We start from the raw sequence: 10,772 nt of genomic DNA on the forward strand, positions 1-10,772 counted from the left end.
GCGCAAGCATCTCTTGCCTTGCGGAGCACGCTCGCGCTACCAAGATCGGCAATGAGCGAGCGGGGCGAGATCATCTTTTCAACATGATATCCATGTGGATCGCCCAGACGTCGGCCGCCGCCGACACTTCCTGCGCCGGTGGGGGTCAGGGGTGGCTGCTCGACCCCGAACTCGTCGTCCCCAACCACGCGCTGAGCCTGAAAAAAGGCGCGGTCGTGCCGTGGGCGAAATCGAACCCGCCCTCGCCTTATTATATGCAAGTGCTTGAAAGCCTGGGCAAAGCTTATGACTTCGGGCTCGACACGCCGTGGCAGGACCTGCCCGGCGCGGTGCAGCAGATCATCCTCCACGGCACCGGCGGCATGCCCGTCGAGCTGACCTTCAAGGACGGCAAGCGCACCTATACGACGCACAAGGCGTTCGAAGGTGTCATCGGCAACCTCAACCGCCGGATGTTGCAGACCGAGAGCGCGTGGATGCGCGAGGAGCTGGGAAAGTACCAGACCGCACAGCCGTGCGAAACGTGCCACGGCGCGCGGCTGCGCCCCGAACCGCTCGCGGTGAAGATCGCGGGCGAGGACATCAGCATGTCGGCGCAGCGGTCGGTGGCGGACGCGCTCGATTGGTTCAGCACGCTCGACGAGAAGCTGAACGACACGCAGCGGCAGATCGCGAAGGCGATCCTGAAAGAGATCAACGAACGGCTGGGCTTCCTCAACAATGTCGGGCTCGACTATCTCAACCTCAACCGCACCAGCGGCACGCTCAGCGGCGGCGAGAGCCAGCGCATCCGCCTCGCGAGCCAGATCGGCAGCGGCCTGTCGGGCGTGCTTTATGTGCTCGACGAGCCGAGCATCGGGCTGCACCAGCGCGACAACGACCGGCTGCTCGCGACGCTGAAGCGGCTCCGCGACCTCGGCAACACGGTGATCGTCGTCGAGCATGACGAGGATGCGATCCGCCACGCCGACTATGTCGTCGACATGGGCCCCGGCGCGGGCGTCCATGGCGGCGAGATCGTCGCCGAGGGCACGCTGAAACAGGTGCTCGCGAACAAGAAGAGCCTGACCGCGGCGTATCTGACCGGCGCGAAGAAGATCGAGGTGCCGGCGCACCGCCGCCCCGGCAACGGCTTCGACCTGGTGCTGAAAGGCGCGCGCGCGAACAATCTCCAGAATGTCACCGCGACGATCCCGCTCGGCACCTTCACCTGCGTCACCGGCCTGTCGGGATCGGGCAAGTCGAGCCTGATCATCGACACGCTTTACGCGAGCGCGGCGCGCGTGCTCAACGGCGCGCGGCTGGTCGCGGGGCCGCACGACAGCCTCTCCGGCCTCGAACATTGCGACAAGGTGATCGACATCGACCAGTCGCCGATCGGCCGCACCCCGCGGTCGAACCCCGCCACTTATACAGGAGCCTTCACGGTGATCCGCGACTGGTTCGCGGGGCTGCCCGAGGCGCAGGCGCGCGGGTACAAGCCGGGGCGTTTCAGCTTCAACGTCAAGGGCGGGCGCTGCGAGACGTGCACCGGCGACGGGCTGATCAAGATCGAGATGCACTTCCTGCCCGACGTCTATGTGACGTGCGAGACGTGCCACGGCAAACGATATAACCGCGAAACGCTGGAGGTGAAGTTCAAGGGGATGAGCATCGCCGACGTGCTCGACATGACGGTCGAGGATGCGGCGGAGTTTTTCAAGGCGGTGCCCGCGATCCGCGACAAGATGGCGATGCTCGTCCGCGTCGGGCTCGGCTATATCAAGGTCGGGCAGCAGGCGACGACGCTGTCGGGGGGCGAGGCGCAGCGGGTGAAGCTGGCCAAGGAACTGTCGCGCCGCTCGACCGGGCAGACGCTCTATATCCTCGACGAGCCGACCACCGGCCTGCATTTCGAGGATGTCAGGAAGCTGCTCGAAGTGCTGCAGGCGCTGGTCGATCAGGGCAACAGCGTCGTGGTGATCGAGCATAACCTCGATGTCATCAAGACCGCCGACTATATCCTCGACCTCGGCCCCGAAGGCGGCGTCAAGGGCGGCGAAATCGTCGCGGCGGGGACCCCCGAGCAGGTGGTGAAGGAAAAGCGCAGCTTTACCGGACAATATCTGGCGCCGTTGCTGGCAGGGTAACCGAACAGCCGCGCGGGCGGCGGCCACTGCACCCGAACCGGCGCGCTTCCTTTCAGAAAGAGGCGCCGCCTTCGCCTCCGCGCGATGGCCGGAATGGAACCAGATTGGAACGAATCGCGATTGATTATTCGATCGCGCCGAATAGCCTTGCCCTTTGCTTGCGGGGGTGGGCGGGATGACCAGATCGAATTCGGCAATCGCGGCGATATCGATGTTCGCCGTCGGCTTGTCCGCATGCACGAGCGGCGGCGCGGCGCGCGTCGAGCCCGCGCATGTGATGCTGTACGACAAGGCGCGCAACTGCGAAGTCGACCGCCCCGACCCGGCGGGGATCGGACCGCGCAAGAGCGGGTCGCCCCGGCCGGGCGCGATCGCGCTCGACTGTTTCCGTTTCCCCTCGTCGAACCCCGGCAAGGAATTTGCCTATGAGCTGGCGCTGAAAAGCGATCTCGACCGCAACCGGCTGGCCTTTGTCCTGCTGAGCCAGGCCGACACGATCTGCATCGTCGAAAAATCGCTGATGCTGGAACGGCAGGCCGAGGTGAACGGCTGGCTGAGCATCGCGACGACGGGGCTGTCGGTGGCATCGACGATCGTGACGGGCGATCAGGCGAGCAATATATTGTCAGGCGGCGCCGCCTTTACCAGCGGATCGCGCGACCATGTGAACACGCATGTCTATCGCAACCAGATCATCCAGACGGTGACGACCGCGATCGACACCAAGCGCGGCGAGGCGCTGGCCGATATCCTGACCAATTTGAAGAAAAAGAAGGAAGAATATTCGATCGACGCGGCGATCCGCGACGTCAACGCCTATCACCAGCTCTGTTCGTTCGGAACCGGGCTGCAACTGGTGATGGAGGCGGTCGAAAAGCAGGCCGCCTATGAAGAGGCGATCAAGCTGAACCATATCGACACCGAATTGTCGCGGCTGGAACGCGACCTGCGCACGGCGGGCCGGACGTCGGAGGAAGGCAAGGCGATCATTACGCAGATGAACGCGCTGCGCGAGGCGCGCATCCTGCGCAGCACCGACGTCGACCTGAACCCGCCCGATCCCGACGACGCGACCGGGCAGGTGGTAACCCCCGCCGCACCGGGCGACGGGACGCCGGTCGTGACGCCCGACCCCGCAGCGGGCGGCGGCGACGGCGAAGCGGAAGGCGATACGGCGGCGCCGGATGGCGCGGTCCAGCCGGCGATCGTTCCCGCCACGGAGGATGAGGGATAGGCACGGGCGCGACGGCAAAAGGAGCGCGGCGCCGCGCCCCTACCCCATCAGCGTCGCGGTGATTTCCTCGGCGGCGTAGATGCGGATCACCGGCGGCGCGGGCGACAGGGCGCACATCTCGGTGACGAAGGCGCGCGATGCGGGCTGCGCGAAATGCGCGCGCACCGCGTCGACGCTCTCCCACTCCTCGACGAACATCAGCCGGTCGGGGTTTTCGACATCGATATGGCAATTATGCGCCAAACACCCCGGCTCGGAACGCGACCGCGCGCTATGTTCGGCGCCGAGCGCGATGATGCGTTCGCGATGCTCGGGGGCGAGGATGACGTGGCCGGTGATGAGGATCATCTAAGCCTATTCCGCATCCTCGGTTTGCTCATCATCATTAGCATAAGAAAGTACGGACGTGCGGAGCTGCTCAAAAATTTGATCCGCACCCCACGCTTGCGCCGCCGAAAAAGCAACCTCAGCCAGAATTGCTTGGTTAGCCGGGAAACGCGAAATCACGAGGCGCTGAAGCGGGCCATGCTGGCCGGTCATTAGGAACATGAGGCCAATACCCGACCGCTTGTCCGTAACACTCCTAAGTCGCTCGGCCACCTTGCGCCCAGTTTCAAGTGCGGGTGCACCTTGGTAAGCAATCAACAGATCTCGGCAATCGTTCTGTTGGATGCTAGCTGAAAGTGGCTTAAATGTTACCTCAAAGTCTCTGCTTTCAGGCCCCGCCACAAAGATGCCATTGAGCATCTCGTAAACCTTGCCGGATAGTGGGACTTCGTTCCCAGAAATTGTCGCTGCCGGATCATTTCTGCCCGGATGGACAAGGTACGCATGGATAGCGGAAATAGGCATAATCTTGATTAAGCAAATCCGATCTGAACTGACAAGATTAGAGTTCAACTCGCTCTGGCACGTTCAGAGCGGGGTCATGACACTTCCATGACACTCCCTGTCACAAACACGTCACACAAAACCCCCATTGGCGGCTCAGCGAGTCGCCGCGGGGGTGGCGGCTTGGTTTGGTAACGACCCCCGACAGGATACCCCGATGTTCCAGAAATTTGGTCTTATCGCTGGTGCGGCGACGTGCGCGCTGGCGCTTTCCGCGTGCCAGGATCAGGCGTCTTCGGGCGGCGGCGCGCGCGATTATATCAGCGCGGTCGGTTCGTCGACCGTCTATCCCTTTGCCACCGCGGTCGGCGAGAAGTTCGCCGAAGCGACGGGCAACAAGACGCCGAAGATCGACAGCACGGGCACCGGCGGCGGCTTCGAGCGTTTCTGCGCCGGCGTCGGCGGCGACACGCCCGACATCGCGAACGCGTCGCGCCGCATCAAGAAGAAGGAGTTCGACACCTGCGCCGCGAACGGCGTGAAGGAGATCGTCGAAATCCAGGTCGGCATCGACGGCATCGCGCTCGGCGAAGCGCAGCGCGGCCCGGGCTTCAAGCTGTCTGAAGAGGATGTCTACAAGGCGCTCGCCGCGAACCCCTATGGCAAGCCCAACACCGCGAAGACGTGGAAGGACGTGAACCCCGCGCTTCCCGCGGTCGCGATCTCGGTATTCGGCCCGCCGTCGACGAGCGGTACCTATGATGCGTTCAAGGAGCTGATCCTCGGCAAGGGCTGCGACGCCAATCCCGAGATGAAGGCGCTGAAGGACAGCGACAAGGACAAGCATGAGGCGGTGTGCACGACGCTGCGCGGTTCGCCCTATTATGTCGAGCAGGGCGAGAATGATAACCTCATCATCTCGAAGCTCGACAAGAACCCGACCAGCCTCGGCATCTTCGGCTTTTCCTATCTCGACGCCAACAAGGACAAGATCAAGGCGGTGCCGGTGCAGGGCGTCGCCCCCACTTACGCGGCGATCGCCGACGGCAGCTATCCCGGTTCGCGCCCGCTGTTCATCTATGTGAAGAAGGCGCATGTCGGCGTCGTCCCCGGGCTCGCCGAATATGTCGCCGAATTCCTGAAGGGCGCGGCCGACGGCGGTTATTTGAACGCCAAGGGGCTGATCGTGTCGCCGAAGGCGGTTGCGGACAAGGCGGCGGCGAACGGCAAGAATATGACCGCGCTGGACGGCGCCGAGCTGAAGTAAGTTTCCTCCCGCTGGTGGCCGGGCGGGTTCGCCCGGTCCGGCCGCCGCTTTTTTGACGTTGGACTCCCCTACCCCGTTTGTGCTGAGCTTGTCGAAGCACCGTCCTTCCTTCCTCTGCGGTGAAGAAAAGAACGGCCCTTCGACAAGCTCAGGGCGAACGGAATTGGGGTCAGGTTAAGAGAAAAACGTGACCTTCAACGCCGCCGCCCTTTTGCTTTTGATCGCGGGCCTTGCGCTGATCGGCTGGCTCGCCGGCCGGGCGCGGTCGAGCCTGCTCGCGGGCCGCGCGGGGGCGAAGCTCCATTCGCGGCCGCAATATCATGGCTGGTATGTCGCGCTGTGGCTGTTCGCGCCCGCGGCGATCTTCCTCGCCGTCTGGTCGTCGGTGTCGCCGGCGTTGATCACCAACCAGGTGCTGACGAGCGAGGCGGCCGAGAGCCTGCCCGCCTTCGGGTTCGAGCGCGGGGCGATATTGTCGGATGCCCGTTCGGTCGCGCAGGGCGAGCAGGCCGACGTACGGCTGCCCGCCGCGGCGCCGCTGGTGAAGCCCTATGCCGACGCGAGCCACAAATATGCGTGGATCGGCATCGCGGCGATGCTCGCGCTGGCGCTCGCGGGCGGGCTTTATGCCTTCACGCGCATCCACCCCGATTTCCGGGCGCGGAGCCGCGTCGAGAAGATCGTGATGGCGGTGCTGCTGCTCGCGTCGCTCGTCGCGATCCTGACGACGTTCGGCATCGTGCTGTCGCTGCTGTTCGAATCGATCCGCTTCTTCCGCCTCGTCTCGCCCGCCGAACTGCTGTTCGGCACGACCTGGGCGCCGACGAGCGGCGCGCCGCAGCCCGATACCTTCGGCGGCATCCCGCTGTTCTGGGGCACGGTGCTGATCGGCGCGATCATCGCGATGATCGTCGCCATTCCCATCGGGATGATGACCGCGGTCTACCTCACCCAATATGCCGCGCCCGCGGTGCGCAAATGGGTGAAGCCGCTGCTCGAGATCCTCGCGGGCGTGCCGACCGTCGTCTACGGCTATTTCGCCGCGCTGACGGTGGCGCCGGCCTTGCGCGAATTCGCGGTGATGATCGGCATCCCCAACGCCTCGACCGAAAGCGCGCTCGCCGCGGGCATCGTGATGGGGGTGATGATCATCCCGTTCGTGTCGTCGATGGCCGACGACAGCATCAACGCGGTGCCGCAGGCGATGCGCGACGGGTCGCTGGCATTGGGCGCGACGCCGAACGAGACGATCCGTCAGGTGCTGATCCCCGCCGCGCTGCCGGGCGTGATGGGCGGCATCCTGCTCGCGGTCAGCCGCGCGATCGGCGAGACGATGATCGTGGTGATGGCGGCGGGCCTCTCGGCGAACATGACCGCCAACCCCTTTGCCAGCGTCACGACGGTGACCGCGCAGATCGTCAAACTGCTCACCGGCGACCAGGAGTTCGACAGCGCCAAGACGCTCGCCGCCTTTGCGCTGGGGCTCGTGCTGTTCATCGTCACGCTGCTGCTCAACATCGTCGCGCTGCGCATCGTCAAAAAATATCGGGAAGCATATGAATAGGGACACCGCCCCGACCGACTGGAAAGGCGCGGCGATGCAGAAACGCATCGCGGGCCGCTACGCCGCCGAGCGCCGCTTCAAGCTGATGGGGCTGGGCGCGGTGCTGCTGTCGGGCGCGTTCCTGGCCTTCCTGCTGTTCGTGATGGTCGGCAACGGCGCGCGCGGCTTTACCTATACGCATGTCGCGGTGCCGGTCGATTTCGTGGGCACGCCGCTGACGATCGACGCCGCGCGCCTCGACGATCCCGACGCCGACCAACTGATCGCGAACGCGGGGCTGGCCGACATCGTCGCCTTTGCCGCCGACGAGGCGCTGGGCGACGGCGGGTCGGCGCTGATTTCCGAAAATGCGTGGAAGGAAGTGCGCAGCGCGATCAAGGCCGATCCCGAGCTTTTGAACGGCAAGACCGTGTTCGAACTGCCCGCCGCGTCCGAAGTCGACATCATGGCGAAGGAAGGCGCGCGCGGCGACCTTGGCGCGCGGGTCGATGCGCTGGAGAAGGACGGCAAGCTGTCGACGGGCATCCACTGGCCCTTCTTCAAGAACGCCGACGCCACCGACCCCGCGGTCGCGGGCATCTGGGGCGCGCTCAAGGGGTCGGTGCTGACGATCTTCATCGCCTTCCTCATCGCCTTCCCCACCGGCGTGCTCGCGGCGCTTTATCTGGAAGAATATGCGCCGAAGAACCGCTGGACCGACCTGATCGAAGTGTCGATCAACAACCTCGCCGCGGTACCCTCGATCATCTTCGGCCTGCTCGCGCTCGCGGTGTTCATCAACTGGTTCGGCCTGTGTCAGGCGAGCCCGCTCGTCGGCGGACTGACGCTGGCGCTGATGACGATGCCGGTGATCGTGATCGCCAGCCGCAACGCGATCAAGTCGGTGCCGCCGTCGATCCGCGACGCCGCGCTCGGTGTCGGCGCCAGCCCGGTGCAGGTGGTGTTCCACCACGTCCTGCCCCTCGCCCTCCCCGGCATCCTCACCGGCACGATTATCGGCATGGCGCGCGCGCTGGGCGAGACGGCGCCGCTTCTGCTCGTCGGCATGCGCGCCTTTATCGGCGACGTGCCGGGCGGTATCTGCTCGCCCTCGACCGTGCTGCCGATGCAGATATTCCTCTGGTCGGACGAAGTCGACCGCGGCTTTGTCGAGAAAACCTCCGCCGCGATCATCGTGCTGCTGATTGTGCTGCTGTCGATGAACGCCTTTGCGATCTATCTTCGCAACAAATTCGAAAAACGCTGGTGAAGCTGACAGGCATGATAATGACCCAAGAAGACCTGACCATTACCGACCCGAAGATGAAGGCGCACGGCGTCAACGTCTTCTATGGCGAGAAACAGGCGATCAAGGATGTGTCGATCGACGTCGGCACCGACCTCGTCACCGCGTTCATCGGCCCGTCGGGCTGCGGCAAATCGACCTTCCTGCGCTCGCTCAACCGCATGAACGACACGGTCGCGAGCGCGCGCGTCACCGGGCAGATCGAGCTCGACGGCGAGGATATCTATGCGCCGTCGATGGACGTCGTGCAGCTGCGCGCGCGCGTCGGCATGGTGTTCCAGAAACCGAATCCCTTTCCCAAATCGATCTATGACAATGTCGGTTACGGCCCGCGCATCCACGGCCTCGCGCCGTCGAAGGCCGACCTCGACGTGATCGTCGAACGCGCGCTGGTGCGCGCCGGCCTGTGGGACGAGGTCAAGGATCGCCTCGGCGAAAGCGGCACCGCGCTGTCGGGCGGCCAACAGCAAAGATTGTGCATCGCGCGCGCGATCGCGGTCGACCCCGAAGTCATTTTGATGGACGAGCCCTGCTCGGCGCTCGACCCGATCGCGACCGCGAAGATCGAGGAGCTGATCCACGAACTGCGCGGCAAATATGCGATCGTGATCGTCACCCACAATATGCAGCAGGCGGCCCGCGTGTCGCAGCGCACCGCCTTTTTCCACCTCGGGACGCTGGTCGAATATGGCAAGACCACCGACATCTTCACCAACCCGCGGCAGGAACGCACCAAGGATTATATCACCGGCCGCTACGGTTGATCCGTAGCGCAACAGGACGAAAACGATGGCATTAACGAACGATCATACGGTCAAAGCCTTCGACGAGGACCTCAACCGCCTGCGCGGGCTGATCAGCGAGATGGGCGGCCGCGCCGAACAGGCGCTCCTCCAGGCGATGACGGCCCTCAGCAAGGGCGACCTCGACCTCGCGGCGCAGGTCGTGCGCGACGACAAGAAGATCGACGCGCTGGAGGCCGAGGTCGAACAGCTCACGGTGCAGACCATCGCCCTCAGGGCCCCGATGGCCGACGACCTCCGCGAAATGATTGCGGCGCTGAAGATCGTGTCGGTCGTCGAGCGCATCGGCGATTATGCGAAGAATATCGCGAAGCGCGTCGCGCTGATGGACCAGACGCGGTCGATCGAAGCGATCCCGGTGCTGATGTCGATGTCGAACATCGTCGTCGAGCTGGTCCACGACGCGCTCGACAGCTTTGCCGCGCGCGACGCCGAACTCGCGGTGCGCGTTACGGTGCGCGACAAGAATGTCGACGATTTCTACAACAGCATCTTCCGCACGCTCGTCACCTTCATGATGGAGAATCCGAAATATATTTCGGAAAGCGCGCACCTGCTGTTCGTCGCCAAGAACCTCGAGCGCATGGGCGACCATGCGACCAACATCGCCGAGATGGTCTATTATGTCGTGACCGGCGAGCGGATGGAAGAACGCGAGCGCGGGGAGACCCCCGAGGAAAGCGCCGCGGCGGAGAAGGAGCAAGGCTGATGCCGCAGCCCGACCTGCTGCTGATCGAGGATGACGAGGCGATCGCCGAACTCATCGTCTGGCATTTCGCGCGCGAGGGTTTTTCGGTTCGGCAGACGCCCGACGGCGAACAGGCGCTCGTCCTCGTCGAGGAACGCGTGCCCGACATCGTCCTGCTCGACTGGATGATCGAAAGCCTGCCGGGGATCGAGGTCTGCCGGCGCCTGCGCCGCAATCCCAAATCGGCGAACGTCCCGATCATCATGCTCACCGCGCGCGGCGAGGAAGAGGACCGCATCCGCGGGCTGGAGACCGGCGCCGACGATTATGTCACCAAGCCGTTCAGCCCGCGCGAACTGGTCGCGCGCGTGTCGGCGGTGCTCCGCCGCCTGCGCCCGGCGCTCGCCGGCGAGATGCTGAGTTATGCCGACATCGAGCTCGATTCGGTCGCGCACAAGGTCGTGCGGAACGGCCAGATCGTCGCGATGGGGCCGACCGAGTTCCGCCTGCTGCGCCATTTCATGGAGCATCCGGGCCGCGTCTTTTCGCGCGGGCAATTGCTCGACAGCGTCTGGGGTCAGGACAGCGACATCGAACTGCGCACGGTCGACGTGCATATCCGGCGGCTGCGCAAGGCGATCAACCTGCCGGGTACCGCGGATATCATCCGCACGGTTCGATCGGCGGGTTATGCACTCGATTCCGGCAAGAGCGTGTAGAGGTCGCGCGGCGGTTCCGCCGGTTGCGGTCATGCCATCATCGTCACCCCGCACTTGATCCGAGGCCCGTGACTCAAGGCCGCGATGGATCCCGGATCAAGTCCGGGATGACGAAGGTCGGATAACGACCGGTTGCGGCCATTGAGAGAAGAAAGCCCCTCCCCTTCAGGGGAGGGGTTGGGGGTGGGGTCTATCGGCCTTGCGCAAGGCCGATAGACCCCACCCCACTACGACTAGGCAGCAAGCTGCCAA

General features: G+C 64.5%; 10 protein-coding genes. 8 read left to right on the forward strand and 2 right to left on the reverse strand.

Annotation, left to right across the window (positions count from 1 at the left end; genetic code table 11):
* The first annotated feature begins 92 nt into the window (after nucleotides 1–92).
* The gene (uvrA, locus tag FG95_RS16525; RefSeq protein ID WP_268746866.1) at nucleotides 93–2,129 is read left to right on the forward strand and encodes an excinuclease ABC subunit UvrA; all 2,037 of its coding nucleotides are present in this window, start codon (nucleotides 93–95) and stop codon (nucleotides 2,127–2,129) included.
* Nucleotides 2,130–2,304: 175 nt separating this feature from the next.
* Nucleotides 2,305–3,363 carry a hypothetical protein gene (locus tag FG95_RS16530; RefSeq protein WP_052182458.1) on the forward strand — a complete coding sequence of 353 codons (1,059 nt, stop codon included), beginning with the start codon at nucleotides 2,305–2,307 and terminating at the stop codon, nucleotides 3,361–3,363.
* Nucleotides 3,364–3,402: 39 nt separating this feature from the next.
* Here FG95_RS16530 and FG95_RS16535 read toward each other — a convergent pair whose 3' ends face one another.
* Both FG95_RS16535 and FG95_RS16540 read right to left on the reverse strand, forming a co-directional pair.
* Nucleotides 3,403–3,711 (reverse strand): putative quinol monooxygenase, encoded by a 309-nt coding sequence (locus FG95_RS16535; protein ID WP_037557310.1) that lies wholly within the window; start codon nucleotides 3,709–3,711, stop codon nucleotides 3,403–3,405.
* 6 nt (nucleotides 3,712–3,717) lie between these two features.
* Nucleotides 3,718–4,215, reverse strand: coding sequence for a hypothetical protein (locus tag FG95_RS16540; RefSeq protein WP_152567694.1), 498 nt, complete (start codon nucleotides 4,213–4,215; stop codon nucleotides 3,718–3,720).
* A gap of 196 nt (nucleotides 4,216–4,411) precedes the next feature.
* On the opposite strand from FG95_RS16540, the gene FG95_RS16545 reads away from it, so the two are divergent.
* From FG95_RS16545 to phoB, 6 genes are all read left to right on the forward strand, one after another.
* The gene (locus tag FG95_RS16545) at nucleotides 4,412–5,461 is read left to right on the forward strand and encodes a substrate-binding domain-containing protein (RefSeq protein ID WP_037557312.1); all 1,050 of its coding nucleotides are present in this window, start codon (nucleotides 4,412–4,414) and stop codon (nucleotides 5,459–5,461) included.
* 187 nt (nucleotides 5,462–5,648) lie between these two features.
* Nucleotides 5,649–7,025 carry a phosphate ABC transporter permease subunit PstC gene (pstC, locus tag FG95_RS16550; RefSeq protein ID WP_037557314.1) on the forward strand — a complete coding sequence of 459 codons (1,377 nt, stop codon included), beginning with the start codon at nucleotides 5,649–5,651 and terminating at the stop codon, nucleotides 7,023–7,025.
* Nucleotides 7,018–8,274 carry a phosphate ABC transporter permease PstA gene (gene pstA, locus FG95_RS16555; protein ID WP_037557315.1) on the forward strand — a complete coding sequence of 419 codons (1,257 nt, stop codon included), beginning with the start codon at nucleotides 7,018–7,020 and terminating at the stop codon, nucleotides 8,272–8,274. Before pstC ends, pstA begins: the two co-directional genes overlap by 8 nt.
* A gap of 17 nt (nucleotides 8,275–8,291) precedes the next feature.
* Complete coding sequence (gene pstB / locus FG95_RS16560) at nucleotides 8,292–9,074, forward strand: phosphate ABC transporter ATP-binding protein PstB (protein ID WP_037557320.1); 783 nt, start codon at nucleotides 8,292–8,294, stop codon at nucleotides 9,072–9,074.
* A gap of 25 nt (nucleotides 9,075–9,099) precedes the next feature.
* A complete protein-coding gene (gene phoU, locus FG95_RS16565; protein ID WP_037557316.1) occupies nucleotides 9,100–9,822 on the forward strand; it encodes a phosphate signaling complex protein PhoU in 723 nt (240 codons plus the stop codon).
* Entirely contained in the window at nucleotides 9,822–10,520 is a 699-nt protein-coding gene (phoB, locus tag FG95_RS16570) for a phosphate regulon transcriptional regulator PhoB (protein ID WP_037557317.1), read from the forward strand. Before phoU ends, phoB begins: the two co-directional genes overlap by 1 nt.
* Nucleotides 10,521–10,772 lie beyond the last annotated feature (252 nt).

This window comes from Sphingopyxis sp. LC363 (assembly GCF_000756385.1).
Classification (GTDB): Bacteria; Pseudomonadota; Alphaproteobacteria; order Sphingomonadales; family Sphingomonadaceae; genus Sphingopyxis.

What these genes read in the sequence shown, in the direction of transcription:
- phoU (WP_037557316.1), top strand. Translation starts at nt 9,100, where the DNA reads ATGGCATTAACGAACGATCATACGGTCAAAGCCTTCGACGAGGACCTC.
- FG95_RS16530 (WP_052182458.1), top strand. Translation starts at nt 2,305, where the DNA reads ATGACCAGATCGAATTCGGCAATCGCGGCGATATCGATGTTCGCCGTC.
- phoB (WP_037557317.1), top strand. Translation starts at nt 9,822, where the DNA reads ATGCCGCAGCCCGACCTGCTGCTGATCGAGGATGACGAGGCGATCGCC.
- uvrA (WP_268746866.1), top strand. Translation starts at nt 93, where the DNA reads ATGTGGATCGCCCAGACGTCGGCCGCCGCCGACACTTCCTGCGCCGGT.
- pstA (WP_037557315.1), top strand. Translation starts at nt 7,018, where the DNA reads ATGAATAGGGACACCGCCCCGACCGACTGGAAAGGCGCGGCGATGCAG.
- pstB (WP_037557320.1), top strand. Translation starts at nt 8,292, where the DNA reads ATGACCCAAGAAGACCTGACCATTACCGACCCGAAGATGAAGGCGCAC.
- FG95_RS16535 (WP_037557310.1), bottom strand. Translation starts at nt 3,711, where the DNA reads ATGATCCTCATCACCGGCCACGTCATCCTCGCCCCCGAGCATCGCGAA.
- FG95_RS16540 (WP_152567694.1), bottom strand. Translation starts at nt 4,215, where the DNA reads ATGCCTATTTCCGCTATCCATGCGTACCTTGTCCATCCGGGCAGAAAT.
- FG95_RS16545 (WP_037557312.1), top strand. Translation starts at nt 4,412, where the DNA reads ATGTTCCAGAAATTTGGTCTTATCGCTGGTGCGGCGACGTGCGCGCTG.